The sequence below is a fragment of the Allobosea sp. TBD101 genome, from assembly GCF_059817965.1.
The window spans coordinates 177,418-201,921 of sequence record NZ_CM187543.1 but is presented as its reverse complement, the minus strand read 5'-3'; the positions used below and the strand labels follow the sequence as shown (position 1 = coordinate 201,921).

The following is a 24,504-nucleotide window of genomic DNA, read 5'->3' as shown; positions in this document are numbered from 1 at the left end:
GCGCAATCCAGACCAGCTCCGCCGCGCCGCCTCCTCGCCGCGAAGCATACTCAAGGGGTCAACATTGGACGCCGATCGGGGGGCAACTTTGCGGGCCGTTTGACAATCAGCCGGACCTGATGGCCGAGCTTGGTCAACTCGCGTGCCCAGTGATGCGCCGTGGCGCAGGCCTCGATCCCGGCCAGGCAGGCCGGAAGCTTGGCGAAGAAGGAAAGAAGCTGCGTTCGCCGAACCTGCCGACGGGCCACGACGAGACCGTTCCGGTCGACCCCGTGAAGCGCCTAACGGAATTGCCTGACCGCACGGCCACGCGTTCGTTCGCTTCGCCGCTCAATCTTCGCCGAAGCTTCGCGTCATGAGCCGGTTCAGCCTTTCGGCAAATGCGCTTGCGTCTATCGGGCGATCGCCGTCCAGGACGCGCGCGGTATCCAGGAGCAGATGGGCGACGTCGCTACGCAACGCATCATCATCGACAGACGAAAGGGCCGAAACCATCGCATGCCGAGGGTTGACCTCGAGGATGGGCTTGGCAGCACTCTCCACTCGACCAGCGGCGCTGAGCAGGCGTTCGAACTGGCGATCCGGCCCCTTATCCGACGCGACAAGGCAGACCGCGCTCTCGGTCAGCCGATCGGAGGATCGGACATCCGCAACCTCTTCGGCCAGAATCTCCTTCATCGATACAAGTAGAGCGCCGACCTTCTCGCTCGCTTCCACCGACGGAGGCGCCGCGCCATCAAGCAGCGGGATGAGACCGAGATCGGCCGCCCCTTGCGTCACCGACTTGAACGGCTTGCCTTCGAAATCCGGGGCTGCCGAGGCCCAGAAGCTGTCGATCGGATCCGAAAGCAACAGCACCTCGATGCCCCGCGCCCGAAAACCTTCGAGCTGCGGGGAGTTGGCGATCCGGGAGGCATCGTCGCCGGCGATGTAGTAGATCGCGGTCTGGTTGTCCTTGAGCGCGCCGACATAGTCCTTGAGGCTGCGCCACCCTTCGCCGGAAACTGTCGTCCGGAAGCGAGCGAGGCCGAGCAGTTGCTCCCGGCGCGCGAAATCCTCGTATAGTCCTTCCTTGATGACGACGCCGAAATTGTCCCAGATCAGACGGAATGTATCCGGTTCCTGTTCGGCCAGTTTCGCGAGATCGGCGAGGACACGGCTGGTGACGCCCTTCTTGATCGCGCCGAGCAGCGGACTGTCCTGGATCATCTCGCGAGAGACGTTGAGCGGCAGGTCGGCGGTGTCGACGATGCCGCGCACGAAGCGCAGGTAGCGCGGAAGGAGCTCGGCTTCGTCCGTAATGAAGACGCGCTTCACATAAAGCTTGATCCGCCCCTTGCGGTCGGCGTCGAAGAGATCGAACGGACGCGCGCCCGGGACGAAGGCGAGTGCGGTATATTCGTGCAGGCCTTCGGCGCGAAAATGGATCGTGGCCGCCGGCTCGTCGTATTGTCCCGCAACGCTGCGGTAGAAATCGGCGTATTCGTCCTTCGTGATCTCGCTTTTCGGCCTGGTCCAGAGCGCGGCTCCGTCGGAGAGGGCGACCGCATCGGCGCCCGGCTCCGTGATCAGCGAGATCGGGACGGGCACATGGCCGGACTGTTCCTTGACGATGCGCTCCAGGGTCCAGCGCTCGGCATAGGACTTGGCCCCCTCCATCAGGTAAAGCGTCACACGCGTCCCGCGGGACGGAGCCGCGTCCAGCGCCGCAGGCGCCACGGTGAATTCGCCCTTGCCGTCGGAAGACCAGGTCCAGGCTTCGGCGCTGCCAGCACGGCGGCTGACAACCTCGACCTTCTCGGCCACCATGAAGGCGGAATAGAAGCCGACGCCGAACTGGCCGATGAGTTGCGCGCCGTCCTTGCCATCGGCGGTTGCTACCCGCTCCATGAAGCTGCGCGTGCCGGAGCGGGCGATCGTGCCGAGAGCTTCGATCATCTCGTCATGGCTCATACCGATGCCGTTGTCGGCAATGGTCAGCCTGCCGGCCTCCGGATCGGCCGAGATGGTGATCGCGAGCTTCGGGTCGTCCCCCAGAAGCGCGGGGGTGCCGATCGCGTCGTAGCGCAGCTTCTCGCAGGCATCAGCTGCGTTCGATATCAGCTCGCGCAGGAAAACGTCCCGGTCGGAATAGACCGAATGCACCATCATGTGGAGCAGGCGGGAGACGTCGGCTTCGAAGCTGCGATGCTCGGGCGTGGCGGTCGTCGTCATTCGGATTTCTCGAATAGATTGGCAGCGGGGGAGACGCTGGCAGAGAGCGATATCGCGCGGGACCGCGGCGAGCCAGCCTGTTTGCTGACGGCCGGGGAGTATAGAGAGCGGCGCTCACCCGCTCCCGGACGCTTGTCGGTTGGATAACGTCCTGACCAGAGCAAGTATGGCGTTCAGGCGCGCGGTCGCGAACTCGCCGGCGCCGGGCAACTGAGCCTCGATGTGAGCGGCGACAGTCTGCCACGTTGCCGATCCATCCCGCGTCATGACGGCCAGGAGATTATCCTTGAGGCCATACGTTGCGCTCTCGGCGTTGGTGATGAGGGCCTTGAAGCGGTCGGACGGTGAGATGTCCTTAGGTTCCTGTGTGGCGTCGGTCATGTCGGTCTGATGCGATTGAGAGAATGCAGGGGCTTTCACGGAGCCTTTCGCCTAGGCCTTCTCGCGAAACCGGTCGATCGCACGCAGTGCGAGATCGTCCTCGTCGAGCGCCAGCGGAACCAGCGAAGCCACGATATAGGCGAGGTTGTTTCGCTCCAGCTCGTCAGAGCCCGCCGAAAGCGACGGCTTGAGTTCCGCCCATGCCTTTTCAAGAGCAGCTTCGGCACGGGCCAGATCGATGGGATCGGTCAGTGATGAAAAGGGCATAGCGTTCCCCTAGGCATTGCGTGTGCGGTTGGAATCCTGAGAGGGGCGCCGCGGAAACCGCGGCGCCCCCGATGCTCAATAGTCCATGCCGCCGGCGGGCATGGCCGGTGCCGGGTCCTTCTTCGGCGCCTCGGCGATCATTGCCTCGGTGGTAATCAGCAGGCCCGCGACCGACGCCGCGTCCTGGATTGCCGTGCGCACGACCTTGGTCGGGTCGATAATGCCGGCCTTGACCAGATCGCCGTACTCGCCTGTCTGGGCGTTGTAGCCCCAGGCGTAGTCCTGCGACTCCAGCAGCTTGCCGACCACGACCGCGCCGTCGCCGCCGGCATTCTCGACGATCTGGCGGGCCGGGGCCGTGATCGCCTTGCGGACGATCTCGATGCCAGTACGCTGATCGTCATTGCCGGGCACGAGCCCTTCGAGCGCCTTGACCGCGCGCAGCAAGGCGACGCCACCGCCCGGCAGGATGCCTTCCTCAACCGCTGCGCGGGTGGCGTTCAGGGCATCGTCGACGCGGTCCTTCTTCTCCTTGACCTCGACTTCGGTCGCGCCGCCGACGCGGATGACCGCGACGCCGCCGGCGAGCTTGGCCAGGCGTTCCTGGAGCTTCTCACGGTCGTAGTCCGAGGAGGTTTCCTCGATCTGCGCCTTGATCTGGGCGACACGGGCGTCAATCTCGGCCTTCTTGCCGGCACCGTCGACAATGGTCGTGTTTTCCTTCTCGATCCGGACCTTCTTGGCGCGGCCGAGCATGTCGAGCGTTACGGTCTCCAGCTTGATGCCGAGATCCTCGCTGATCGCGGTGCCGCCGGTCAGGATGGCAATATCCTCGAGCATGGCCTTGCGACGATCGCCGAAGCCCGGAGCCTTGACGGCCGCGATCTTAAGGCCGCCCCGGAGCTTGTTGACGACGAGCGTGGCGAGAGCCTCGCCCTCGACATCCTCCGCCACGATCAGCAGCGGTTTTCCAGTCTGGACGACCGCTTCCAGCAGCGGCAGCATCGCCTGGAGGCCCGAGAGCTTCTTCTCGTGGATCAGGATGTAGGGGTCTTCGAGCTCCGCGAGCATCTTCTCGGTGTTGGTCACGAAATAGGGCGAGAGGTAGCCGCGGTCGAACTGCATGCCCTCGACGACGTCGAGCTCGGTCTCGGCGGTCTTGGCTTCCTCGACGGTGATGACGCCCTCGTTGCCGACCTTCTTCATCGCCTCGGCGATCATCTCGCCGATCGTGCGGTCGCCATTGGCCGAGATGGTGCCGACCTGCGCGACCTCCTCCGAGCCGGTGATGGTCTTCGAATGCTCGCCGAGCGACTTCGTCACGGCCTCGACGGCGAGATCGATGCCGCGCTTGAGGTCCATCGGATTGATGCCGGCGGCGACGGCCTTGGCGCCCTCGCGGACGATGGCCTGGGCGAGCACCGTCGCGGTCGTGGTGCCGTCACCGGCCGCATCGTTCTGCTTCGAGGCCACCTCGCGGACCATCTGGGCGCCCATATTCTCGAACTTGTCGGAAAGTTCGATCTCCTTGGCGACGGTGACGCCGTCCTTGGTGATGCGGGGCGCACCGAACGACTTCTCGATCACGACGTTGCGGCCCTTCGGACCCAGCGTGACCTTCACGGCATTGGCAAGCGTGTCGACGCCGCGCAGCATCCGCTCGCGCGCGTCCTGCGAAAACTTCACGTCCTTCGCAGCCATGATTCCTCACTCCTTCAGACTTGAGGTTTCAGGTTGATGATGTGGGATGAAGGCCCCGTCAGGCGGCCTTCTTGAGGGCGGCAGTCGTCTCGACGACGCCCATGATGTCGGTCTCCTTCATGATCAGGAGATCCTGGCCGTCGATCTTGACCTCAGTGCCGCTCCATTTTCCGAAGAGCACGCGGTCGCCGACCTTGACGTCTGGCGGCACGAGCTTGCCGGTTTCGTCGCGCGCGCCGGCGCCAACGGCGACGACCTCGCCCTCCTGCGGCTTTTCCTTGGCGGTGTCGGGAATGATGATCCCGCCCTTGGTCTTCTCCTCGGCGTCGATGCGCTTCACGACGACGCGGTCATGCAGTGGCCGAAACTTCATGAGTTCCTCCAATTTCCATGTCGGTCACATGTCAAAGCGGGTCGGCCCTGTTCGGTTCTCGCGGCGAGTTCCGCGCGCCTTGAGGCGCCGTGCCCGCGCGATGATTTGGGTTGCCCCATTTTTGCCTTCAAGAGGTCGGCAGCACTTTTTTGATCGAGTGCTAACAAGCTGAAAAGGCAGCACAAACGCAACCTTTCATCTTGCCAGAGCGTTGAGAATCCGCTGCCATCGGCGCAGTGAAAACCAGGGAGCTGAAAGGAATGGCTTCGACAGACTTTGCCCGCCAGATCGCCGGCTACGGATTGACCACCGCCGGCATCCTCTACCGATTGCCCGACCACCCTTCGATCCTGCAGGAATATATCTGGCAGGATTACGACCTCGCTCCGCGCTTTCCCGAACTCAACAAATTCCTCGCCTTCTGGCAGGCCAAGCTTGACGGCAAGCTGTTCCGCATCACCGTCGCTCACAAGGACCTGATCGGGCCGGCCGACCTCAGCGCGGTCAGCGGCGAGTTCCGGCTCCAGTGACGTTGATGCTTCGCAGGGCTTGATCCGAAGAGAACACATCCCAAAATCATAGCAGCCGCCGACAGCGACAGCGCGCTCGACGCGGTGATCAACCAAACCGGATCCATGTTACTTCCTGGAGGATATGGCTATGGCAACGTTGGCAATCGCTCCCCGCCAAGGGAGGACTGCATGATGACATCAGACGACTTCGAGAGGCCGGTCGTGATCCTGACCGGGCTCGGGCATCCGGCGGCGATCGCGTCCGCAATGGAGGCCTACATGTTCTTGGCCGACTGGCCGGAGAGCAGGCGCGATCCGGTCCACGGCTTTGCGCTGAAAGCCTGCCTGGCGGCGATCCGCGGCGAGATCGAACCAGACACGGCGCGCGGCCTGTTCGCGTCCTGGGCGGAAAAGCATGATCTCCTTGCGCCCGACGTGGCCGCGTTCGCCAGCAGCCGCAAGGAAGGCTCGCGCGGCCACGCCTGACCTAAAGCCCGGCGCCGCACCAGCGGCGCCGGGCGTCTTTGAGGCGAAGGCGCCATTCAAAGGATATGAATGTTTCGGAGCGAGAGAGTGCCGTTGTTTCGATTGCCTCGCATCCGCCTGGACGTCAGCAAATGCGAGAAGAGATTCGTGCGGGCGCTCGCACAGAACGCTCCGAGCGGGAGCGGTCGAGCTGCCAAGGCCCTCGGATGGGCCTGTGATGCGCGAACGTTATTGAGCGCGGGAGCGATCTGGTGGCTGGTCTCGCCCCCGGGGAAGCGACAAACCTCTCTGCGCTATCTCGCCGTTTTCGCCACGACGACGATTCTCCACCACGCCATCAAAAGGTTTGTCGATCAGCAGCGTCCCGATCGCGTCATTCGGACCCCTGTAAGGCATCAATTGATCGGTAGGGCGAGCGATGCGTTTCCCTCCGGGCACGCGATGCATGCCGGCGCCTTGGCATCGTTTCTGGCCGGTTCCGGGACCGGGTCGCCGCCATGGCTGTGGAGTGCCTTTGGCGCGTTGGCGCTGTCGCGTGTCCCTGCCTTGGCTCATTGGCCTTCAGGAGTCGCGGCTGGGTTTGCCGCCGGGGTCGTCGTCGAAAGATCGAGGCGGCGCATTCGTCCTCTGCAATGAGCCTTCGGCCCGAGCCAGCCCCTGCAGGGAGTGGCCAAAGAGAAAGAGAAATTACAAATAATTCCTGTCTTGAGATTGCTGGAAAAGAATTTTCTTGCGTCTTTGAAAGTTATCATCTAGATATAAGCGCATCGAGATTGCTTGGTTGGTTTTTGTTTTACCGCGCTCCGAGCGCGGGTTCGATGATCCCCCCTTTCAAAATCGTTCTGAACTCGCCCGACATCCTGTCGGGGAGCGACAGAGTTTGCCAGAAGGAGGGTTATTCATGACCACCGGCACCGTGAAATGGTTCAACTCCACTAAGGGCTTCGGCTTCATCCAGCCCGACGATGGCGGTCAGGACGTGTTCGTTCATGTCTCCGCCGTCGAGCGGGCTGGCATGCGGGATCTCCGCGAAGGCCAGAAGATCGGGTTTGAGGTCGCTCGCGACAACAAGTCCGGGAAGATGGCGGCGGAGCAGCTCCAGGCCGCGTAATCAGGCGATGTGTCAACGGCGACCACGGATGTACTGGCGCCTTGACCATAGCCATCGGAAAGGCCGGGCTGATGCTCGGCCTTTTTTGCTTTCAGCCTACTCGCGCTGAACATCCAGTGCTCGACGAGAACGCAAGGAGAAGCGGCATGATTCAACAATCCAAGCAGCGCATGACGGCGGACAATCAATTCCTCAAGCTTCAGACCAAGTCGCTGGCGAGAGGTCGGATGACATCGGAGATGGACAGCATCATCCAACAGCGCGCCGAGAACACAGCCCGTCTGCGGGGCCTTCGGCTTGCGAAGGAGGCACAAGACCAGGCCATGGCTCTCGCGTTGCCGCCGCTCAAAGCCAAGCGCGCGAAGGTGTCTAAAATCTCCGCATAGTCGCCCGGAACTCGGCCCTGTGGCCTTGTGTTGCGGTCTCACCCGTTCAGGTGAGAGGACATCCATGGACATTCGCGTCGGCTACCGGATCGAGATCGGTACGATCCAGGCTACTCCGGGCATCTTGCTGCTCGACCCGCATCCGAGCCGACAGCCGGATTTCGTGACTGGACCCAACGCGCGGGCCGCCTCCGTCGTCGACGGAAGCGATGTGCCCATGGAGGAGTACACGGACGGCTTCGGCAATCTCTGTCGCAGGCTCGTCATTCCCGCAGGCGGGGTCATCCTCACCAACGACATGGTCGTGCGCGACTCCGGCATGCCCGATCAGTTCGATCAGGCGGCGGTGGAAATATGGCCGCCCGATCTGCCCACCGGCGTGATCGGGTATATGCTGCCGAGCCGATACTGCGAGGTCGACGAATTGTCGGCGACGGCCTGGAACCTCTTCGGGAGTTTCGCGCCTGGCTGGAACAGGGTTCAGCAGATCTGCAATTTCGTGAACGCGCAGATCCGTTTCGATTATCAGGGCGCGCGCAGCACGCGGACTGCCGCCCAGGCCATGAACGAGCGGGTCGGCGTCTGCCGCGACTTCACTCACCTGGCCATCGCGTTGTGTCGGGCGATGAACATTCCGGCACGCTACTGCAACGGCTTCCTCGGCGACATCGGCGTTCCTCCCGACCCGGCGCCCATGGATTACAACGCCTGGTTCGAGGCTTATCTCGGCGGGAGATGGTGGACCTTCGACGCACGCCACAACGTGCCACGCATCGGTCGCATTCTGGTTGCGCGGGGGCGCGACGCGGCCGACACCCCGATGGTCCATACCTTCGGTCCGCATACGCTGAACCGCTTTGAGGTGATTACCGAAGAGGTATCGCCGAAGGTCCTCTAGTGAAATGAACCCGATGTGGCGAAGGGCGGCGCTCGTATCATCGCGCAACTCACCTAAAGTCATAGGTGCGATTGAGAGCCTCCGCCATACCTTGGCATATGTCACTTCTTGGTGGTTATACGGCTCAAGGCATCGGTGATCGGATTATGGACACTGTTTCGGCGACCAAACGAACTGGCTCTCCCGTGCAGGACGATCTGTCCTTCGCCTATGACGCGTTCGCGGTCATCGCTCCCCTTCACGCCGTATTGGGGCTCGCCGTTCAAACGGGTGGGGAGGAGCCGGGTCACGGCATAGGTGCCAACGGCGCTCTGGTCGTAAAAGCCGAATGCTAGGCTCACTCGGTCTCCGACCTTGAAATGATGCGACATATCTCGCTCCTCGGTTTGATGCCCTCTGGAGCCGAGAGCGAGCATGAAGATCGTCAGACACGCCAATCCGCGACGTCTGCCATTTAGTGGATGGTCGGAAAATGGAGCGGCGTTCCGGCAAGGAGGTTTGGCAAGCCGGTTCTGCTGATTTCCGCAGCAAATTCGGCCAAGGCCGCTTCATCAGTCTCGAATTCAGCGAGCCAGATCGTCCAGCCGCCATCGCCATGGACAAGCTCAAGGGTCCATCCGTCGGACCAAGCCAACTTATAAATCTCAACCTGAACCGTGACGCCACCTTGATGGAAGCTTCGGCTTAGCGAAGACCGCTTCGTTTCTTTATTGCCTATCTGCATTACTGCTCCAGTCTCATTGAGGATGGCGCAGCAAGCGCTTTAAGGAGGAAATGTAGGTCAAGCCGCCCTGTCGAGAGTAGGCGACGGGCGCCCGACAACGGTCATGTATAGGTCTGTCCAATTGGTCACCGCGAGTTCGACCGCCATGCCCTCCTGGCAGTGGAGAAGAACCTTGTAGGAAAACTCGCTGGGGTCGGTATGGGCCGTTTCGACAATCAGATATCCGACCCAGTGGTGCGCCTGATGAACGCCAAACTGATATCTGACAGGCAGCGCCCGGCCGCTTCGGAGCGTGATTGAGCCAATTCCGTTGAGCATGGATGTCTCCACTGCTTGGAGGCAAAGCCTCAGCAAATCACCATCTGCGGTTAAGAGGGGTTGGGACTATCGGCTCACAGCGACGGGACGAGAATCGAGGCGGATACGGGCTTGGGCTCGCGAGTTGAGCTGTCCGAGATTGGTCGCGAACCTGACGTGACGCTCGGAATGACTTATGACAAGGGCCGCGAACGCAGGCTCGTTATCTAGGGCAATCTGGATCGGCTTGAGCAAAGCGATTTGATCGAGCGAGCGGATATTGCCGATAAGAATGCCGCGGCAGCCTCCGGCACCCTGCGACTGCAGGAGGCAATAGCCGACCGATAGGTCCGTACCGTCGCGCAGGATCAACCTGCCGTGGCCGGGTTGCATGATGTTCTCGATTATGATTGCCGGCCGAAATGCTCGGGCGGGAGGAGAGCGCGCAAAGGCAGCGCTACTCACATTAGGCGCCTTATTCGAGCCGATAGCAAGCAGTACCTGATCATTCGCACCATGGGGCGTAGCTATGCGCTCGCTGGCGAGCGGCTCGATCACTCTCCACCGATGTCGGGCAAACCATTCGGGCTCCTGCTGAAGCAATGCATGGCTCATCCGGAAGGCCGCAGGCTGCCTCATAAACCATGGCAGAGATCGAATACGTGAGAGCGCAAAGCTTCGCCGATACTCAAGGCCACTTCCTAATCATCACCGCAGCACCGATCGTTTCAACGCGCGCTTTCAGACGGCGTGCTTTCACACTGCGATCGCCCAAAAAGCGCGATGGTAGCGTCGAAAAGCGCCTTTGCATGGCGCTCTGCGGACAAGCCTGCATTTGGCACCTCGACCGACAGCCTCGCGTTTGAGGGCGCCATGGTCAGGAGCTCTCGCAAAGGTAGAGCGCCCTCACCGGGCAGGAGCCGCCCGCCGCGTGCCTCGGCGACGAGCGCGGCGTCATCTGCGGGGCGCTCGGCAACCGCATCACAGAGTTGAACGCTCTGGATCAGCCCCTTCGACACGCTCTTTAAGTCCGCCGGGATGGCTCCGGACCGTGACAGATGCAACGCATCGATCAAGACGCCGACATTCGCCCTCCCAGTCGCATCGGCTGCCTCGACGGCGGTCGCCAGTGTGCCGATCCGGCGCCATGGCATGATTTCCAGATCAACACCCATGCCGAACTCGCCCGCCAAGGCAGCGAGCACGGTCAGGTTGTCGATGAAGCGCCCCTTGTCCGGATCGTCCCCGCAGACGCTGAGCCGGCGAGCGCCTAGTTCGCCAGCGCTTTCCAGGACAGGCAGAAGCTCTGAGGCCGAAAAGGCTTCGTCGATGACGACGAACTCGATGTCAAAGACGGCGGTCCCCGCCTGCCGCAGAGCCTCCTTGACCGAATGCATCTCCGCACTGCCGGGACGCAGAGTGTAGAACGGCGCGCCCGGGAACGCCGGGTGAAGCCGCAGCCCGACCGCGGTGTAGCCGATCTCCCCGGCAAGCCGCACGAATTCGATCGGCGGCACATCGATGCAAGAGAAATGCGCGATGCCCAGCGGTGGATTGCTCTCCGTCATGGGGCGATCCTGTCAGCGAGGTGGCTCGCGAGATTTCTGCCGGTCCGGTGGATGTGCTCGCGCAGACGGGCACAGGCGAAATCGGCATCGCGCGCGGCCGCCCCTTGTGCGATCTCGCTGTGTTCCATGCCGACATTGCGATCGCCGGAGGTACGCACGAGAAAGCTGCGCCGATAGCGATCGTTGAGATTGAGAAGCGTCCGGCAAAAGCCGAGCAGCAGCGGCATCCCGCAGCCGGCGAGCAAGGTGAGATGGAAATCGCGGTGCAGCGCCTCCCAGCGCTCCAGCGTTGCCGTATCGGCTGGATTGCGCTCGGCGGTGTTGAGACGATGCAGGGTCCGCATCACATCGCCCTCCCATTCCGTCGGCGCAGTGGCGATCGCCTGGCGCAAGGCGAGGGTCTCGAACTCCTCGCGTAATCTTGTGATCTCGCGAAGGTCGGACACGGATACCGGCGCAACGCGATAGCCGCGATTGTCCTCGAAGGTTACCAGGCCATCGGGTACCAGCCGCGCCAAGGCCTCGCGCAGCGGGCTGAGCGAGACCGAAAAGATTTCGCGGGCTCGGAGGAGATTGATCTTGGCGCCGGCCTCAAGCTGCCCCGAGATGATCGCCTCGCGCAACCGCTCCACCAGCTGACTGGCGATGGTGCTCTTGCCGTCGTCGAAGAGCGCTGCCTGCCAGGAGCCCTGGGAGACCGGGTCGCCGTCGGGCTTGAGCTCGGAAGGCCCTGCCTTTTTCGGCGCATCGACGATACCCATGCTCCAGCCTTCTCCTATCCCTGCGCGCGAGATAATAAACGATTATCTAACGCTCATCTACTCTTATTGGCCCGCCATGCCGCGAATCGATTCGGCCATTAATGCGGTTTATGGCGCCATGGAGCGGCTTTAGCCCGAGGCGCGATTGACATATTATCGATTATTTTTCACAAGGAGCCCGTTTTATCAGTTCTAGAAGAGGCGCGATCATGCTCATAGCGCGGCAGGAGGACGTCACGTCGGCGGCTCTAAAGGTCATGGCGCGGACGCTGGAACCGCGGATGCGGGAGATCATGATCTCACTGGTGAATCATCTGCACGGCTTTGTCCGTGACGTGCGCCTTACCGAAGCGGAATTTCGGGACGCAACCGCCATACTGAACGAGATCGGGGCTCTCGCCTCCGACACGCACAACGAGTTCGTGCTGATGGCCGGCTCGCTCGGCGTTTCCTCGCTTGTCTGCCTGCTGAACAATGGCGACGGCGGGAACACCGAGACGTCGCAGTCTTTGCTGGGCCCGTTCTGGCGGCTCAATTCGCCGCGTGTCGAGAACGGCGGCAACATCGTGCGCTCCGATACGCCCGGCGATCCGCTCTTCGTCCAGGCACGGGTGGTGGACGGCACGGGAAAGCCGATCGAGGGCGCAGAGGTCGATGTCTGGCATGCCTCGCCGGTCGGCCTCTATGAAAATCAGGATCCCGAGCAGGCCGAGATGAACCTGCGCGGCAAGTTCACGACCGATGCCGACGGCCGCTTCTGGTTCAGCTCGGTGATGATGGTGGGTTATCCGATCCCAACCAACGGCGTGGTCGGCCGCCTCCTCAAGGCGCAGGATCGCCATCCGATGCGCCCAGCGCATCTGCATGCCCTGATCTTCAAGCCCGGCTTCAAGGTACTGATCTCGCAGGTCTACGACCCGAACGATCCGCATATCGAGACCGACGTGCAGTTTGGCGTGACCAAGGCGCTGATCGGCGACTTCATTCGCCATGACGAACCGCACCCGGCGCTGCCGGATGCCGAGGCTCCCTGGTACTCGCTCGACTACACCTATGTGATGGAACAGGGCGAAGCCGTGCTGCCCCGGCCGCCGATCAAGTAGCCCCATGCCTGCTGACTGGAAGGACGTATTGCCGTGCTGACTGAAGACGATCGCCGCAAGGCTGCCGAGGCCATCCTGAAGGCGGAACGCGAGCGTGTGCCTTGCGTCCAGCTTTCAAAGACTTTCCCCGACATGGAAATCGCAGACGCCTATCGGGTCCAGGATCTCTGGGCCGAAGCGCGGATCGCAAGCGGCGCGCGGCTCGCCGGTCACAAGATCGGCCTGACCTCGCGAGCCATGCAGATGGCCTCGAAGATGACCGAGCCGGACTACGGGCGCATCCTGGACGACGCGCTTTACAACGACAGCGCTCGGATCAAGGCTGATCTCTTCATCAAGCCGAGGCTCGAGGTCGAACTCGCCTTCATCATGGGCGAGGACCTGTCTGGCCCGGCCTGCCGCGTCCACGATGTAATGCGGGCGACCGAATTCGTCGTTCCGGCCCTGGAGATCATCGACTACCGCACCGAGCTTCCGCGCGCGATCGTCGACACGATCGCCGACAACGCCGCCTTCGGCGCCATCGTCCTCGGAGGCCGCTCGATCAGGCCCTTCGATGTCGATATCCGCTGGATCGGAGCCACGCTGTCGCAGAACGGCATCATCGAGGAATCGGGCGTTTCGGCCGCGATCATGGGCCACCCGGCTGCCGGAATCGCCTGGCTGGTCAACAAGCTCCATGATGTCGGCGCGGGGCTGAAGAAAGGCCAGATCGTGCTTGGCGGCTCCTTCACTCGCCCGGTCGACATCAAGAAGGGCGACGTGATCCAGGCCGACTATGGCCCGCTCGGCGCAATCGGCGTGTCCTTCATCTAGGGACGCGCAATGATCGGTGGAGCCGCGCGCCGATTCAAGAAATCGGGCTTTAGGTCAGAGAGGCCGCTTGGCGCCACGGGGCCAGTAAAGGCGGGTAAGCTTCGTGGCGGGCAGAACACGCCGTCATGACGCGAATCCCGCTGACGGCGAGGGAGATGCGGTCTTCTGAGTACGGTTCCTCTCGATCACGAAGCGCCTGCTGGAGACAGTGGAGCGAGAGCGGGAAGGGGGTCTTCTCAGATTGGGGAATAAAACCGAACGGGCACGTCGCGCGATAGCAGCAGTGTTGGGTTGGGGCACGCTAAAGCCGATATGGATCTTACTATCGAGGATACATTAAATCCGGGCTTATGGGCTGTCATTGAAAATGCCTGTCTTGCTGAGATTAGGCGCTCCACCGATGGCTTCTCGGGAAGCAGGCATCGAGACGAGCCTTCGTGCCGCGTCTCGCGGATTACGAGTTCGACCGGCGGCAGCGCGAGACAACGGCCCGGATGGAAAGGAGATTTCTAATCCTGTCACTTGTGTCGCTCACATCCCGGTCGCAGCATCCCACGAAGGAGGACAATCCATGAGACAACATCGCACTGCAGTCATCGCCGCTAGCGTGCTCCTCTGCGCCCAGCCGGCCTTCGCTGACGTCAATGTCATCAGCTCGGGCGGCTTCACCGCGGCCTACAAGGAGCTGGTCCCGGCCTGCGAGGTGAAGATCGGCCAGAAGGTCACGAGCGCCTACGGCGCGTCGATGGGCGCGGCACCGGACGCGATTCCCAACCGCCTGGCGCGCGGCGAGCCGGCCGATGTGGTGATCCTGGCCGGCGATGCCTTCGACAAGCTGGTCAAGGACGGCAAGGGGATGGCCGGCACACGCACCGATCTCGCGCGCTCGGCAATCGGGCTTTCAGTCAAGGCTGGGGCGCCGAAGCCCGACATCTCCACGGTCGAAGCGCTCAAGAAGACGCTGCTGGATGCAAAGTCGATCGCCTATTCGGCGAGCGCCAGCGGGACCTATCTTTCCGAGGAGCTCTTCCCAAAGCTCGACCCGAGCGGACAGGTCATGGCGAAATCCAAGAAAATCTTCAGTGAGCGCGTCGGCACCATCGTCGCGCGCGGTGAGGCGGAGCTCGGATTCCAGCAGGTCAGCGAGCTGATCCCGATCGCGGGGCTTGATTTCGTCGGCACCCTGCCCGAGGAGGTCCAACGCGTGACGGTCTTCTCAGCCGGGCTCACGGCTGGCGCCAAGGAGACCGAAGCCGCGAAGGCACTGATCGCCTGCCTCGGCGGCGCGGATGCGGCCGAGACTATACGCAAGACGGGCCTCGATCCGATCCCGGCGAAGAGGTAATCGGCCTACCTTTTGAATTCTTGACCTGCGGAGGCTTATGTAACCCATCCCCGATTCAACCCGCGTGTCAGGGTCCGTTGGGCCGCGAAGCGCCACTTCCGGACATTGAGTGTCGGCCCGCAAGCAGACATTCGGGTGGGCCTCGGCGAATTACTCCCACTGATGCCGGTCTCAAAAAAGTTCTACTTCTTCTTCAGACCCATCGCCGCGGACATCCGGGAGAACGCGCTCTCGCACGCCGACATTGAGATGACACAGGCTCGCGGTAGGTGCCAAACCAACTCTACCCGTCGACACGTTAGGAAACGCTGTGAACGTTCCCGTCGTAGGACGTTTCGTCTTCAAGCGTGCCGAGCTCTGGGCTGACGGCGTGATCCATGTCCTCGGTGTTGTCCTGGGGCTAGGGGCCGTCGCGACGTTGATCGTCCAGGTCGCCAACAGCGCGCCGCTGTTCGACCTGCTTCCCGTTTCGATCTATGGCGCCGCGCTCCTCGCAGTTCTGATCGTCTCGGCCACCTACAACATGTGGCCGATCTCACCGCGCAAATGGTTCATCAGGCGTTTCGACCATTCGGCGATCTACGTGCTGATAGCCGGCACCTACACCCCATTCCTGATGAAGCTGAGCGCGAGCATTGTCGCCCAGGCTCTTCTCGCCATCGTGTGGCTAGCAGCCACTGTCGGCGTCGCGATTAAAGTGGCTTTGCCCGGCCGGTTCGACCGGCTGTCGATTGCACTCTATCTCTTGATCGGGTGGAGCGGGCTCCTGATCTGGGAGAGTGTCAGCCTCCTGCCTGCGATGACCCTCTGGCTGATCGTCGCAGGCGGCATCCTCTATTCGATCGGCGTCATCTTCCATATCTGGGAAAGCCTGCCGTTCCAGAATGCGATCTGGCACGGCTTCGTCCTCGTGGCTTCCGGCTGCTTCTATGGGGCTGTGTTTCGGGCGTACGCGATAGCGCCGGCTGCGTGAGCTGTGGTCGATACGGACATCCGCATTCTACGGAGTGATCTTCAGTTGGAGCCCATCTTTGCCGGCGGCGCTCGCCACCAGCCCGCATGACAATTTGAGACATCAAGTGACAGTGTTCGATCAAAAAATCGATTTAACACTCATGAAATACGATTATAATCGTTAGATTCGAAATAATATGAAACGACATAGCTCCTTGCCTTGTAAAACCATCTTACGCACACCATTTTAAAGCAATCTCGAAACGCATCGGGAATTTACTTCAGGGAATTTGCGCGAAGCGCCCCGATCTGGGCAAAACGGAGCCCGGCCATGACAAATATTTCCGGCCACTGGTTCATTTATCGCGTTTGGGCCGCAGACCGCTATCCGGTTTGGATCGCGCATGGTGGCCTCATCGCCGCGTTCGCACTGGTCTTCGCCCTCGTGCTGAAATGATGCCATCCATGGAACCGCATCTGGAAAAGGCTCGGCTTGCAGCCGCAGGCTATGCCCCAGCGCCGGAGGCCTCGGCCCTGATCTATGGAATGATCGGCATGGCGCTCTTCAGCGTCGGCATGTGGGGAGCGGGCAGGTTCTATGACCTGCCGCTGATACCCCACTTGTCGTTGGTTGTTGTCGGCTCGCTGATCGCGTTTCCCGTTGGCATCTGGCTACGAAAGAAGCGGAAGCGGCGCCATGTCGAGGCCTATCAGGCTGAGCTGGTGCGTCTTGGCGGGGGGCACCGGTCATGAGCCTCGACTTTCCCAACTCGATCCGGCGTTACGAACCTGGCCGGGGCTGCGTAAGCTTCTGGGGCTCTGAAGCGTCATTGGAAGTCATGTTCCAGATCGAGCTCGACGTTCTGCGGACTTTAAGCCCCGCTGTCATCGACGGAAGCGAGGGTTCGTTCCTTGTCGCATTCGACCTCAATCGCTCAGCCATATTGCAGGCCGCTCGCTCCGCCTATCTGAAGAAGCGCGGGGGCTATCATCGGCTCTCGGCCGACGCCTTCCGCTAGCAAGGGCAGGGAGGCTATCGGCCGCGCGTAGCGGATCAGCGCGGGCGGCAGGTGGGCTTCGGCCTGCCTCACATGGCAACTTCGCCTTTGTCCAGCCATCGTCAATCGCAGGAGCGCGCGACATCATGAGCGAACGGCGAGAGCTATATCGCAGTCCCACCGGCGACTGCTGGTTTCTGGGGCGGGAGCCGACGAGCGGTTCAGCATTCGTGATCCATCAACCGAATGGTCCGGGAGGTGGCCAGCTGTCGCATATCGAATTGGGAGCCTTCCTCGTCTCAGGAAAGTCGGACCGTCCCGAGCAACAGGCCTTGCTCCGCCTCATCGGGACGCTCGTCGATGTACCTCCCTACGCAAATCGAACGTGACGTCGTGATACGGGCGACCAGCCAAGTTATTGGCACGGCGTCGCGGAGTTGTTTGTAAAACGCACTCACCGAAGCTTGATTTAAGCTTCGTTTTCTTTGCGTTGTAAAATAATTCTGCAAATTTCACTGAATCTCTGCCGCCTTCAGCAAAATCAGAAGCTCACAATACCTAAAACGTGACTTGCGACGCGCATCGAAAGAGCGCTCAGTTCAGCTACAGTTGTCTCCATACCGCTTCTGGAAATGACCGTCGTGGCGCCACTGACGCCACCAAGCGGAGACACAAACCATGCTCAACGGAACCGGCTCGGTCGCTTTACGCAGTGGCCGAAGGCTGCCCGCCAAATATCAGTTTGGCACGCATCAGGAGCATTATTGGGTCGGGTATCTGATCTGCGATACGGAATTTGTCGATCCGAGCGAGTTTTCCTACAAAATTCTCCTTCAATGCGAAGGTGGCATAGCGGTTGAACTCGCCGTTACCGACTGGACAGACCAGTATATGGCAGTCGTGGGGCGCCCGTTACCGGAGTTCGATCAAGTCGCTTGAACGAAGATCGTGGATCGAGCGGCGTCAGCTTTGTCGCTGGATTGCTCCGAAGCGCGTTGCCGTTCGACTTGGTATCACAGGGACGTCAAACGGCCACAATGATCGTCCAGTAATAAACGATCGACGGAGTCGTTTATCTGGCATCGCGAAATCGCGGTTTGCCCGACTTCTTTCCTCTTTCGACATCGCTCGCCGCTTTGCGGCATCCGCTGCCGGCATGATGCCGGCCGTTTGACACGTCGCGTGGCCGAGCCGCGCGCTATGGGATTCACATGAACAAAACCATCGACAAGAACAAAAAAGAACACGGTATCGGCAAGGCAGCGCCAGCACCTTTGTCTCCGCGCCCTGCACCGATCTGCAAACCCGTTTCCGGCGGTCTCTCGCGCGCTGAATTGCGTGAGATCGTCGCTGAGATCCTGGGTTGAGGGGGAGAAGAACCATGAATCTGAATCATCGCGAGCGACGCCCTCAGAATCGAGGTGGCCGGGTCGAGGCACCGCGAGCGCCCGACCTTCAATCCAGATACGAGCGAACGCTCACCCTCGCACGCGGGTCGGAAATGATCGGCGACAAAGTTGAAGCCGAGCGCTTCTATCAGCAGGCCGATCACTATCGTCGCCTGTTGAATAACCAAGCCGCTTAGCGGGAGTCAGACCTGCTCCGGCTGACGATCGACGATCGCGATACCGCGCAGCGAGCCCAGCAGTTTCACGATCGATTTCTCGGCGGGACTGTAGCGCCGCCTGCGCGCTCATCAGCCTCCTTGCGCAACCGCTGTTCCTTCAGCCGGGCCGTCTTCGCGTCGCGCTCCTGGTTGAGGCTTTCAGTCTCCGACAGAAGGCGACTCCGCGACAGCGATTGAGTCTGCGTCTTCAGGAACGCAGACTCCGCCTGGGTCCGGGATTTTGAGTGCTCGGTCATTCTGCTTTCCTCCTGATGGGCGGCTACAGCCGCCGCTCCGCCCGGTCGTCGCTCCGGATCATCCTTGAGAGCCGGATACCGGCGATTTAGCTTTTGCTTGTGAAACGATGATCTGGTCGTGCCCGATCGCCCTTTCGCGGCCGTCGATGCCTCGAACCCGGTAGTGACGCTCACCGCTCTCCCGCGCCGGCATCACGCGGATAATCTCGTAATCGCCTTCTCCAGAGCGATCGGCGAAGCCAAACGACAGGCTCACGGTGTCGCCGACCTTGATGGAACGTTCGGTCATGGCTTTTCGCTTTCGAGAGTGGGCTGTCCGGCGGGAAGCCGCTTGTCTTTGCCGGGCGCATTCGTGACTGCGCTGCCCGGCTCCATCGCTTCCAGCAGCGGAGCGATCTTTACCGTGGCGAAATGGCAGAACGTGTCCGAGACCGCATAAGGCAGGACGATCATGTCGCCGTGCCGCAGCGCACCACAGGTGTAGACGACGTTCGGCACGTAGCCTTCCCGTTCCGAAGGCTCGGGCTGGACGAAAGGCTGGCGCAGGCGCCCCAGCACTTTCGAAGGGTCCGCCTTGTCGAGCAGAACCGCACCGATCGTGTATTTTCGCACGGCCCCGACGCCGTGAATCAGGAGCAGCCAGCCTTCGTCGAGCTCGATCGGCGAGCCACAGGTGCCGATCTGGACGAACTCCCACGGGTATTGCGGCCTCAGGATCGCGACCCCGCCGTTCCAGGTCAGGAGATCATCCGAATAGATCAGGTGGAGGTTTTCATTGTCCTGCCGGGAGATCATCGCATAGCGCCCGCCGAGTTTGCGCGGAAACAGCGCCATGCCCTTGTTCACGGCGGCGGAGCCGCGCAGCGGCGACAGCCGAAACGACAGGAAGTCGCGGGTCTCGATCAGCTCCGAGCGAATCGACCTGCCGTCATAGGCTGTGTAGGTGGCGCGATAGAACGTGCCGTCATCTTCCTCGAACGCAACGAAGCGTGCGTCCTCGATGCCGTTCGACTGGGCTGCGGTCACGGGAAAGATCACCCGCTCGCTGATGTCGCTATCAGCCGCGAAGGCGACCTCGACATCCTCGCCATCGAGCCGCGCCATCCGGTTGTGCAAGGTGGCGATCGTCGCCAGGCGCGAGGTCGGGTCGACGCTGACTTCGCCGCCGGCCGCGACCGACCCGAAGCGGAACGTCAGGGACGAGATGTGCCCCTCTCCGACGGCGCGAACGCTGAGGATGAAGCGAAGCCCGCCTGTGGGAGCGCCGGACTGGTCGGGATGTGCGACGATGCTGGGATTGAAGAGTGCGGCCGCCTCGAATGAATACTCGTGCAGGAAATAGGCTCCGACCAACTGGCGCTGGACCCTGGTGAAGGCGGCGTGTGCGGCGAAGGCATCCTCCATTTCGTCGGCGCGCGCCTCGAAACGCTCCAGAAGATTGCGGTGCCGGCCGTTGAAGTTTTCAAGCACCTCGGCGAGCAGGCTTGCCGCTGCCTCCGGGTCGAGCGACAGCACCCGCTCGACGATATGGTTCGCCTTGGCCTTCTCGGCAGGATGGAAATCCCCTGGCTCGCCCGCGGGGCCGAACCGACGCACGACGACCCGGGAGGGGTCGGGATGCAGGTACAGGGTCTGCCTGTTCAGGAAACTGGGCTGGGACAAGACGTCCGCCGATCTGTTTTGAGCAAGGTCGCAGAAAGATCAGGCGTGCAAGACCCGAAGAGGCGCCAGTTTCGGGCGATCCCCAGTAACGCGGGCAAGCTGGCGAATCTCGGCGAGGCTGAGCAGGTACGATACGACGGATTCACCGCCGCGGTTCTCATTTGGCCGATCGCGATGGAGGCCGTCACGGCAGGCGCCGGTGTCCAGGTCGACCAGGGGCGTGGAGAGGTCGTTGTCGCCCAGGAACCAGGCGAAAGCGCGTGCGGCTTCGTTGCGCCATTCCGGATCGCCATCGGCGCGCCAAGCTGCGAGGCAGGCTGAAATCGCTGCCGTCGCCTCCAACGGCTGCTGATCGAAAGCCTTCGGTACGCTGCGCCTGTCGCCGAAGCTCTCCGAACCGATCGGCCTGAACAGGCCAGCCCGCGTCGTCTGGAGATGTGTGAGCCAACACAGCGACCGCAGGCCAGCCTCGATATAGGCCGGCTCCTTCGTCGCCAGTCCCGTCGCGATCAGGGCTTGGGGCAGGCGCGCATTGTCGTAGGAGAGCCCATCCTCGAACCAGATCCAGTCCGGCGTCTCGACCGTCGCGAGCAGGCCGAGCAGGCGGTCGGCGAGACGCGCACGGAGCGAGATGGCCACCGCGGCGGAGCAATGAGCGTCGAGGCCCAGCAAGGCAAAGGCCCAGGCACGCGGGGAGCTGAAGCTCTCGACAATGGGCAGGGCCTCGGTGAACAGGGCGGCCGCCCATCGCCGCCGCGAAGCGCTCGTATCGTCGCGCGCGCAGACACCCAGCGCCCAGAGTGTGCGTCCGTGGCTGTCTTCCGATCCGGCTTCTTCGAGCCAGCGCCGGTCGAAGCTCATGAAGTTGCGGAAGCGCCGTCGATCAGGATTCCAGGCATGCTGGACGAAGGAAGCGAAGCGTGCCGTCAGCGCGTCCGGCAGGCGCGCCTCACCGGTATTGGTCAGAGCATTGGCGAGGAGCAGAGCGCGGGCATTGTCATCGACGCAATAGCCATGCGAGCGGTCCGGCACGGAATGAACCGCGTGCTGGAACAGCCCGGTATCGTCGCACATGGACAGGAGGTGGCCGGTCTGCATCTCCGGCGGCGGCGCCATTGCCGGCAGGGCCCTCGGCTGGCTTGAGCCCGCAACAGCGTTCAGCACACGACCGCGACGGGCCGTCTCGAAGGCGGCGAGATAGCGTTTCGCGGTTCGCTCCCAGGTCATCGACCGGCTGCTCGCATAGGCGCGCAGCCTCATGGCCTGGCGCCTGGGCGCATCGGTCAGCAGGCCTGCGATCTCGTTGCCGATGGCGACGGCATCGCCGAACGGCACCAAGATGCCACGCCCATCGGCGAGCAATTCCCTGGCGTGCCAATAGGGCGTTGAAACCACGGCCTTGCCCAGCCCGAAACTGTAGGACAACGTGCCCGACGTCATCTGCGCCTCGTTGAGATAAGGCGTGACATAGACATCACACATGGAGATGAAGCCGAGCAGCGTCGCTTGATCGACGAACCGGTCGAGGAAGACGACGTGATCCTCGACCCCGAGCTCGCGCACACGCGCCATCAGACTTTCGCGATAGGCCTCGCCATGCTCGCGAACGAGATGAGGATGTGTCGCGCCCAGAACGACATACATTGCATCGGGGCGGCGCCTCAGGATCGAGGGCATCGCGTCGATCATCACCTCGATGCCCTTGTTGGGCGACAGCAAGCCGAAAGTCAGGATGACGGATTTGTCGCCGAAGCCCAGCCTTTCCTTGGCTTCATCGGGCTCGACAAAGGCAAATTCGGGAATGCCGTGCGCGATCACCTCGATCTTGTCCGCCGGCAATCGATAGACGGTCCGCAACAGGTCGCGCGCCTTCTCCGCCATGACGACCACGCGAGCCGAGGCATCGACGATCCGTTCCATCACGTCGCGCTGCGCAGCATCGGGTTCGGCCAGGACGGTGTGCAGCGTTGTGACGACGGGCATGGTCAGGCGCGACAGCAGCGCCATGATATGGCTCCCGGCTTCACCGCCGAAGATGCCGAACTCGTGTTGGAGGGAAACGACGTCGAAGCGGCCCTCGTTCAGGAAGTCGGCGGCACGCGCATAGTCTTCGAGCCGCTGGTCGGAAATCTGGCAGTGCACGGAAAACGGATAGTCGTAGCCCTCGGCATGGTCATTCATGGCGACGATGGAGGTATCGACATCGGAGGATGCGATCGCCTGCTGCAGATCGGTGGTGAAGGTCGCGATCCCGCAGCGGCGGGGCAGCGAGTTGCCGATGAAGGCGATGCGTTTGGTCGGGCTCATGCTCGTGCCTCCGTGGACGGAGCTGGCGAATTCAAAACGGCCTGCGGCGGCCCTGTCGGCGGTGAAACCGTCTCGCGGAACCGGGGCATGCCGTCGCCGTCGACACGGCGCAGGAGATCGCGGCTGGGTGCCACCGCGTCATAGGCGATGAGGCAGGACAGGCCTGCTTTGCCAGGCGCGATGCGCACGCCCTGTGCCTCGACGAAGCAGCCCTGACCGACGCCGATTTGGAACGCGCCGATGGCGGCAGCGCCAGCGATAGCGACCAGCCAGGTCTCGCATCGCGCATCGAGCTCCCAGATCGATCCGGCAGGCAGATCAATCCGCTCGAAGACAAAGTAGGGGGTTGCGACGAGCAGGGTCCGGACGTCGCTCAGGAGCCGCGTCGGCACGACGCGTCTCGTGGGGCCTGCATGAGCGACCGCAACGCCTTGCTCGATATGCAGTTCACGAGCGCGGCCATAGTCGAAGAGGCGGAATGTCGCGTCGCTGCGCTGTTGGATTTCGGCCAGCACGAGGCCTGGGCCGATCGCGTGAATCGTTCCCGCCGGAACGGCGATGACCTCGCCCGCGGCCGGCTTGTGCCAGGCGACAAGCTGGGCGATCGAGCCATCGGCAATAGCAACCCGCAGGTGCTCCGGGGTGACGACCGCCTTGAGCCCGACTCCAACCGTGGCGTTAGAGGCTGCGGACAGGATGTACCAGGCTTCTGTCTTGCCGCGCGGCAACCCCATCCCGTGGGCGGCAACATCGTCCGGATGCACTTGGATCGACAGAGCCTCCTGCGTGAACAGGAGTTTGAGCAGCAAGGCTGGCTCCGGTGCATGCTTCTTGCAGCGCTGGAACCAGAGTTCACCGATCGGAACGCCGGGATGCCCGATCCCGCTCCAGGGTAGAAGGTCAGTCGATCCCCAGGGCTTGGAGATCATCTCGATGCAGGCTTGTTCGAGCGCCATCATAGGGCTCCTGGTTCGTACGGCGGGAAATCGGCGGATGGATCGTCGCGCGCGGCCTTGGGTAGCGGCGGCTCGCGGGGGCCGGCGCAAGAAATCGCGTATCGCGAGCTGCGTCGGCTGGATGGCGAGTCAGAAGGGCGCCAGCCGCACTCCCGGTTTTGAAGCAGTCTTCCAAACGATCGAGCCGCTCGAAGTGGCATCGAAACGCGCCATGGCTGAGATCAGGCGTCAAATGCGCCCGCCGCGCGATGCAGCATGTAGGATCGACGAAGGCCGGCGCGTGTGCCTCCTCGCCGGCGTCATTCTAGGCGCTGATATCAGCCTCCACCGCGCTGGCCAGTTCGCCCGGGCTCACCGTGAACACCTGGGAGCTGCCAGACGAAAATAGCGATGGCGTGTGCAGCATGGTGGCGATCTGGCGGTAAGCGAGGAACGAGGTAGCTGGAATCTCCTCCTCGTCGACCACCACGCGGTAGGTACCGGCAGGCTGCATATGGTCTAAGGCGCTCAGCCTGAAGGGCTTCCTGAACGTGACCGTGGTTTCTCGGCTGCGAATGTTCACGTCAGCTCTTCTTCTTCGGCTTTCCCGCAAGTTCGAGCGCTGCCGGCAGACCCTTCGCCGATACGGGCACTGCCGCCGCTTCCTTTTTCTTCTTGGGCTTCTTGGCTTCTCGGTTGCCGCGCATCTGTCCCTTGGCCATATGAAACTCCTCTTGCCGAGCAGGGAGGCGACATGAACTCCACCATCTCCGCGCTGCTCACGCGGAATGGTTCATGATCGACGGGCGATGTCGCCGCGTAAGGCTGTCGCCGTTGCGGTC

The 24,504-nt window shown here is 62.2% G+C and carries 34 protein-coding genes and 1 pseudogene; 17 read left to right on the top strand and 18 right to left on the bottom strand.

Features of this window, described 5'->3' with window-relative positions:
• Positions 1-77: 77 nt before the first annotated feature.
• The 6 genes and pseudogenes from AC6RIC_RS01040 to groES all read right to left on the bottom strand — a co-directional run.
• A pseudogene (locus AC6RIC_RS01040) lies at positions 78-278 on the bottom strand (IS110 family transposase); the annotation flags it as partial.
• Positions 279-330: 52 nt separating this feature from the next.
• The gene (gene htpG, locus AC6RIC_RS01035) at positions 331-2,214 is read right to left on the bottom strand and encodes a molecular chaperone HtpG (RefSeq protein WP_499734772.1); all 1,884 of its coding nucleotides are present in this window, start codon (positions 2,212-2,214) and stop codon (positions 331-333) included.
• Positions 2,215-2,328: 114 nt separating this feature from the next.
• Positions 2,329-2,595 (bottom strand): hypothetical protein, encoded by a 267-nt coding sequence (locus tag AC6RIC_RS01030; protein WP_499734771.1) that lies wholly within the window; start codon positions 2,593-2,595, stop codon positions 2,329-2,331.
• A gap of 51 nt (positions 2,596-2,646) precedes the next feature.
• A complete protein-coding gene (locus tag AC6RIC_RS01025) occupies positions 2,647-2,862 on the bottom strand; it encodes a hypothetical protein (protein WP_091862297.1) in 216 nt (71 codons plus the stop codon).
• A gap of 75 nt (positions 2,863-2,937) precedes the next feature.
• A complete protein-coding gene (gene groL, locus AC6RIC_RS01020) occupies positions 2,938-4,563 on the bottom strand; it encodes a chaperonin GroEL (RefSeq protein WP_499734770.1) in 1,626 nt (541 codons plus the stop codon).
• A 58-nt stretch (positions 4,564-4,621) separates the two neighbouring features.
• Positions 4,622-4,936, bottom strand: a complete 315-nt coding sequence (groES, locus tag AC6RIC_RS01015) for a co-chaperone GroES (protein WP_306224585.1) — start codon at positions 4,934-4,936, stop codon at positions 4,622-4,624.
• 260 nt (positions 4,937-5,196) lie between these two features.
• Between groES and AC6RIC_RS01010 the strand changes: the two genes are divergently transcribed.
• From AC6RIC_RS01010 to AC6RIC_RS00985, 6 genes are all read left to right on the top strand, one after another.
• Positions 5,197-5,466 (top strand): usg protein, encoded by a 270-nt coding sequence (locus tag AC6RIC_RS01010; protein WP_092156555.1) that lies wholly within the window; start codon positions 5,197-5,199, stop codon positions 5,464-5,466.
• A gap of 174 nt (positions 5,467-5,640) precedes the next feature.
• A complete protein-coding gene (locus AC6RIC_RS01005) occupies positions 5,641-5,934 on the top strand; it encodes a DUF982 domain-containing protein (RefSeq protein ID WP_173049411.1) in 294 nt (97 codons plus the stop codon).
• Between the two features lie 69 nt (positions 5,935-6,003).
• Positions 6,004-6,570: a phosphatase PAP2 family protein gene (locus AC6RIC_RS01000; RefSeq protein ID WP_454655594.1), complete on the top strand. Its 567-nt coding sequence runs from the start codon at positions 6,004-6,006 to the stop codon at positions 6,568-6,570.
• Positions 6,571-6,835: 265 nt separating this feature from the next.
• Entirely contained in the window at positions 6,836-7,045 is a 210-nt protein-coding gene (locus tag AC6RIC_RS00995; RefSeq protein ID WP_047576572.1) for a cold-shock protein, read from the top strand.
• A gap of 41 nt (positions 7,046-7,086) precedes the next feature.
• Positions 7,087-7,431: a hypothetical protein gene (locus tag AC6RIC_RS00990; protein WP_454655595.1), complete on the top strand. Its 345-nt coding sequence runs from the start codon at positions 7,087-7,089 to the stop codon at positions 7,429-7,431.
• Positions 7,432-7,495: 64 nt separating this feature from the next.
• Positions 7,496-8,329 carry a transglutaminase-like domain-containing protein gene (locus tag AC6RIC_RS00985; protein WP_454655596.1) on the top strand — a complete coding sequence of 278 codons (834 nt, stop codon included), beginning with the start codon at positions 7,496-7,498 and terminating at the stop codon, positions 8,327-8,329.
• A 101-nt stretch (positions 8,330-8,430) separates the two neighbouring features.
• Here the strand turns inward: AC6RIC_RS00985 and AC6RIC_RS00980 are convergent, their stop codons facing one another.
• Entirely contained in the window at positions 8,431-8,700 is a 270-nt protein-coding gene (locus AC6RIC_RS00980; protein ID WP_454655597.1) for a hypothetical protein, read from the bottom strand.
• Positions 8,701-8,801: 101 nt separating this feature from the next.
• On the opposite strand from AC6RIC_RS00980, the gene AC6RIC_RS00975 reads away from it, so the two are divergent.
• Positions 8,802-9,017 carry a hypothetical protein gene (locus AC6RIC_RS00975; protein WP_499734769.1) on the top strand — a complete coding sequence of 72 codons (216 nt, stop codon included), beginning with the start codon at positions 8,802-8,804 and terminating at the stop codon, positions 9,015-9,017.
• A 93-nt stretch (positions 9,018-9,110) separates the two neighbouring features.
• Here the strand turns inward: AC6RIC_RS00975 and AC6RIC_RS00970 are convergent, their stop codons facing one another.
• The 4 genes from AC6RIC_RS00970 to AC6RIC_RS00955 form a co-directional block, all read right to left on the bottom strand.
• Entirely contained in the window at positions 9,111-9,371 is a 261-nt protein-coding gene (locus AC6RIC_RS00970; protein ID WP_499734768.1) for a hypothetical protein, read from the bottom strand.
• Between the two features lie 66 nt (positions 9,372-9,437).
• Positions 9,438-9,743 (bottom strand): hypothetical protein, encoded by a 306-nt coding sequence (locus AC6RIC_RS00965; protein ID WP_499734767.1) that lies wholly within the window; start codon positions 9,741-9,743, stop codon positions 9,438-9,440.
• A 335-nt stretch (positions 9,744-10,078) separates the two neighbouring features.
• Positions 10,079-10,918, bottom strand: a complete 840-nt coding sequence (locus AC6RIC_RS00960) for a sugar phosphate isomerase/epimerase family protein (protein WP_499734766.1) — start codon at positions 10,916-10,918, stop codon at positions 10,079-10,081.
• Positions 10,915-11,679, bottom strand: a complete 765-nt coding sequence (locus tag AC6RIC_RS00955; protein ID WP_499734765.1) for a GntR family transcriptional regulator — start codon at positions 11,677-11,679, stop codon at positions 10,915-10,917. The genes AC6RIC_RS00960 and AC6RIC_RS00955 overlap by 4 nt, the downstream gene beginning before the upstream one ends.
• A gap of 209 nt (positions 11,680-11,888) precedes the next feature.
• Between AC6RIC_RS00955 and AC6RIC_RS00950 the strand changes: the two genes are divergently transcribed.
• From AC6RIC_RS00950 to AC6RIC_RS00905, 10 genes are all read left to right on the top strand, one after another.
• Positions 11,889-12,782 (top strand): dioxygenase family protein, encoded by an 894-nt coding sequence (locus AC6RIC_RS00950; RefSeq protein WP_499734764.1) that lies wholly within the window; start codon positions 11,889-11,891, stop codon positions 12,780-12,782.
• Between the two features lie 33 nt (positions 12,783-12,815).
• Positions 12,816-13,598 (top strand): 2-oxo-hept-4-ene-1,7-dioate hydratase, encoded by a 783-nt coding sequence (gene hpaH / locus AC6RIC_RS00945; protein WP_499734763.1) that lies wholly within the window; start codon positions 12,816-12,818, stop codon positions 13,596-13,598.
• 571 nt (positions 13,599-14,169) lie between these two features.
• Positions 14,170-14,943 carry a substrate-binding domain-containing protein gene (locus AC6RIC_RS00940; RefSeq protein ID WP_499734762.1) on the top strand — a complete coding sequence of 258 codons (774 nt, stop codon included), beginning with the start codon at positions 14,170-14,172 and terminating at the stop codon, positions 14,941-14,943.
• Between the two features lie 310 nt (positions 14,944-15,253).
• The gene (trhA, locus tag AC6RIC_RS00935) at positions 15,254-15,916 is read left to right on the top strand and encodes a PAQR family membrane homeostasis protein TrhA (RefSeq protein WP_499734761.1); all 663 of its coding nucleotides are present in this window, start codon (positions 15,254-15,256) and stop codon (positions 15,914-15,916) included.
• Positions 15,917-16,228: 312 nt separating this feature from the next.
• Complete coding sequence (locus tag AC6RIC_RS00930) at positions 16,229-16,354, top strand: hypothetical protein (RefSeq protein ID WP_499734760.1); 126 nt, start codon at positions 16,229-16,231, stop codon at positions 16,352-16,354.
• A gap of 8 nt (positions 16,355-16,362) precedes the next feature.
• Entirely contained in the window at positions 16,363-16,650 is a 288-nt protein-coding gene (locus AC6RIC_RS00925) for a hypothetical protein (protein ID WP_089174491.1), read from the top strand.
• Positions 16,647-16,916, top strand: coding sequence for a DUF1488 family protein (locus AC6RIC_RS00920; protein WP_061966613.1), 270 nt, complete (start codon positions 16,647-16,649; stop codon positions 16,914-16,916). Before AC6RIC_RS00925 ends, AC6RIC_RS00920 begins: the two co-directional genes overlap by 4 nt.
• Positions 16,917-17,573: 657 nt before the next feature.
• Positions 17,574-17,834, top strand: a complete 261-nt coding sequence (locus AC6RIC_RS00915) for a hypothetical protein (protein WP_499734759.1) — start codon at positions 17,574-17,576, stop codon at positions 17,832-17,834.
• A 272-nt stretch (positions 17,835-18,106) separates the two neighbouring features.
• On the top strand, positions 18,107-18,262 hold the full coding sequence (locus AC6RIC_RS00910; RefSeq protein ID WP_499734758.1) for a hypothetical protein: 156 nt from the start codon (positions 18,107-18,109) through the stop codon (positions 18,260-18,262).
• 14 nt (positions 18,263-18,276) lie between these two features.
• On the top strand, positions 18,277-18,480 hold the full coding sequence (locus AC6RIC_RS00905; protein WP_499734757.1) for a DUF4167 domain-containing protein: 204 nt from the start codon (positions 18,277-18,279) through the stop codon (positions 18,478-18,480).
• 65 nt (positions 18,481-18,545) lie between these two features.
• Here AC6RIC_RS00905 and AC6RIC_RS00900 read toward each other — a convergent pair whose 3' ends face one another.
• From AC6RIC_RS00900 to AC6RIC_RS00870, 7 genes are all read right to left on the bottom strand, one after another.
• Positions 18,546-18,758 carry a hypothetical protein gene (locus AC6RIC_RS00900; protein WP_499734756.1) on the bottom strand — a complete coding sequence of 71 codons (213 nt, stop codon included), beginning with the start codon at positions 18,756-18,758 and terminating at the stop codon, positions 18,546-18,548.
• 58 nt (positions 18,759-18,816) lie between these two features.
• Positions 18,817-19,047, bottom strand: a complete 231-nt coding sequence (locus AC6RIC_RS00895) for a hypothetical protein (protein ID WP_499734755.1) — start codon at positions 19,045-19,047, stop codon at positions 18,817-18,819.
• Positions 19,044-20,420 carry a glycoside hydrolase family 130 protein gene (locus AC6RIC_RS00890; protein WP_499734754.1) on the bottom strand — a complete coding sequence of 459 codons (1,377 nt, stop codon included), beginning with the start codon at positions 20,418-20,420 and terminating at the stop codon, positions 19,044-19,046. Before AC6RIC_RS00890 ends, AC6RIC_RS00895 begins: the two co-directional genes overlap by 4 nt.
• Before the next feature lie 39 nt (positions 20,421-20,459).
• Positions 20,460-22,727, bottom strand: coding sequence for a glycosyltransferase family 4 protein (locus AC6RIC_RS00885; protein WP_499734753.1), 2,268 nt, complete (start codon positions 22,725-22,727; stop codon positions 20,460-20,462).
• Positions 22,724-23,686, bottom strand: coding sequence for a class I mannose-6-phosphate isomerase (locus tag AC6RIC_RS00880; RefSeq protein ID WP_499734752.1), 963 nt, complete (start codon positions 23,684-23,686; stop codon positions 22,724-22,726). The genes AC6RIC_RS00885 and AC6RIC_RS00880 overlap by 4 nt, the downstream gene beginning before the upstream one ends.
• A 301-nt stretch (positions 23,687-23,987) precedes the next feature.
• A complete protein-coding gene (locus AC6RIC_RS00875; RefSeq protein ID WP_499734751.1) occupies positions 23,988-24,245 on the bottom strand; it encodes a hypothetical protein in 258 nt (85 codons plus the stop codon).
• Position 24,246: 1 nt separating this feature from the next.
• Positions 24,247-24,384 carry a hypothetical protein gene (locus AC6RIC_RS00870; RefSeq protein ID WP_499734750.1) on the bottom strand — a complete coding sequence of 46 codons (138 nt, stop codon included), beginning with the start codon at positions 24,382-24,384 and terminating at the stop codon, positions 24,247-24,249.
• Positions 24,385-24,504: the final 120 nt, after the last annotated feature.

Coding starts and splice junctions, on each gene's coding strand:
- AC6RIC_RS00980 (WP_454655597.1), bottom strand. CDS start 8,700: ATGTCGCATCATTTCAAGGTCGGAGACCGAGTGAGCCTAGCATTCGGC.
- AC6RIC_RS01005 (WP_173049411.1), top strand. CDS start 5,641: ATGACATCAGACGACTTCGAGAGGCCGGTCGTGATCCTGACCGGGCTC.
- AC6RIC_RS00880 (WP_499734752.1), bottom strand. CDS start 23,686: ATGATGGCGCTCGAACAAGCCTGCATCGAGATGATCTCCAAGCCCTGG.
- htpG (WP_499734772.1), bottom strand. CDS start 2,214: ATGACGACGACCGCCACGCCCGAGCATCGCAGCTTCGAAGCCGACGTC.
- AC6RIC_RS00900 (WP_499734756.1), bottom strand. CDS start 18,758: ATGACCGAGCACTCAAAATCCCGGACCCAGGCGGAGTCTGCGTTCCTG.
- AC6RIC_RS00960 (WP_499734766.1), bottom strand. CDS start 10,918: ATGACGGAGAGCAATCCACCGCTGGGCATCGCGCATTTCTCTTGCATC.
- groES (WP_306224585.1), bottom strand. CDS start 4,936: ATGAAGTTTCGGCCACTGCATGACCGCGTCGTCGTGAAGCGCATCGAC.
- AC6RIC_RS01025 (WP_091862297.1), bottom strand. CDS start 2,862: ATGCCCTTTTCATCACTGACCGATCCCATCGATCTGGCCCGTGCCGAA.
- AC6RIC_RS00930 (WP_499734760.1), top strand. CDS start 16,229: ATGACAAATATTTCCGGCCACTGGTTCATTTATCGCGTTTGGGCCGCA.
- AC6RIC_RS00965 (WP_499734767.1), bottom strand. CDS start 9,743: ATGCAACCCGGCCACGGCAGGTTGATCCTGCGCGACGGTACGGACCTA.
- AC6RIC_RS00885 (WP_499734753.1), bottom strand. CDS start 22,727: ATGAGCCCGACCAAACGCATCGCCTTCATCGGCAACTCGCTGCCCCGC.
- AC6RIC_RS00915 (WP_499734759.1), top strand. CDS start 17,574: ATGCTCAACGGAACCGGCTCGGTCGCTTTACGCAGTGGCCGAAGGCTG.
- AC6RIC_RS00870 (WP_499734750.1), bottom strand. CDS start 24,384: ATGGCCAAGGGACAGATGCGCGGCAACCGAGAAGCCAAGAAGCCCAAG.
- AC6RIC_RS00905 (WP_499734757.1), top strand. CDS start 18,277: ATGAATCTGAATCATCGCGAGCGACGCCCTCAGAATCGAGGTGGCCGG.
- AC6RIC_RS00985 (WP_454655596.1), top strand. CDS start 7,496: ATGGACATTCGCGTCGGCTACCGGATCGAGATCGGTACGATCCAGGCT.
- AC6RIC_RS00950 (WP_499734764.1), top strand. CDS start 11,889: ATGCTCATAGCGCGGCAGGAGGACGTCACGTCGGCGGCTCTAAAGGTC.
- AC6RIC_RS00970 (WP_499734768.1), bottom strand. CDS start 9,371: ATGCTCAACGGAATTGGCTCAATCACGCTCCGAAGCGGCCGGGCGCTG.
- AC6RIC_RS01000 (WP_454655594.1), top strand. CDS start 6,004: ATGTTTCGGAGCGAGAGAGTGCCGTTGTTTCGATTGCCTCGCATCCGC.
- AC6RIC_RS00910 (WP_499734758.1), top strand. CDS start 18,107: ATGAACAAAACCATCGACAAGAACAAAAAAGAACACGGTATCGGCAAG.
- AC6RIC_RS00925 (WP_089174491.1), top strand. CDS start 16,363: ATGGAACCGCATCTGGAAAAGGCTCGGCTTGCAGCCGCAGGCTATGCC.
- AC6RIC_RS00895 (WP_499734755.1), bottom strand. CDS start 19,047: ATGACCGAACGTTCCATCAAGGTCGGCGACACCGTGAGCCTGTCGTTT.
- AC6RIC_RS00940 (WP_499734762.1), top strand. CDS start 14,170: ATGAGACAACATCGCACTGCAGTCATCGCCGCTAGCGTGCTCCTCTGC.
- groL (WP_499734770.1), bottom strand. CDS start 4,563: ATGGCTGCGAAGGACGTGAAGTTTTCGCAGGACGCGCGCGAGCGGATG.
- AC6RIC_RS00975 (WP_499734769.1), top strand. CDS start 8,802: ATGGAGCGGCGTTCCGGCAAGGAGGTTTGGCAAGCCGGTTCTGCTGAT.
- AC6RIC_RS00955 (WP_499734765.1), bottom strand. CDS start 11,679: ATGGGTATCGTCGATGCGCCGAAAAAGGCAGGGCCTTCCGAGCTCAAG.
- AC6RIC_RS01030 (WP_499734771.1), bottom strand. CDS start 2,595: ATGACCGACGCCACACAGGAACCTAAGGACATCTCACCGTCCGACCGC.
- AC6RIC_RS00995 (WP_047576572.1), top strand. CDS start 6,836: ATGACCACCGGCACCGTGAAATGGTTCAACTCCACTAAGGGCTTCGGC.
- AC6RIC_RS00920 (WP_061966613.1), top strand. CDS start 16,647: ATGAGCCTCGACTTTCCCAACTCGATCCGGCGTTACGAACCTGGCCGG.
- AC6RIC_RS01010 (WP_092156555.1), top strand. CDS start 5,197: ATGGCTTCGACAGACTTTGCCCGCCAGATCGCCGGCTACGGATTGACC.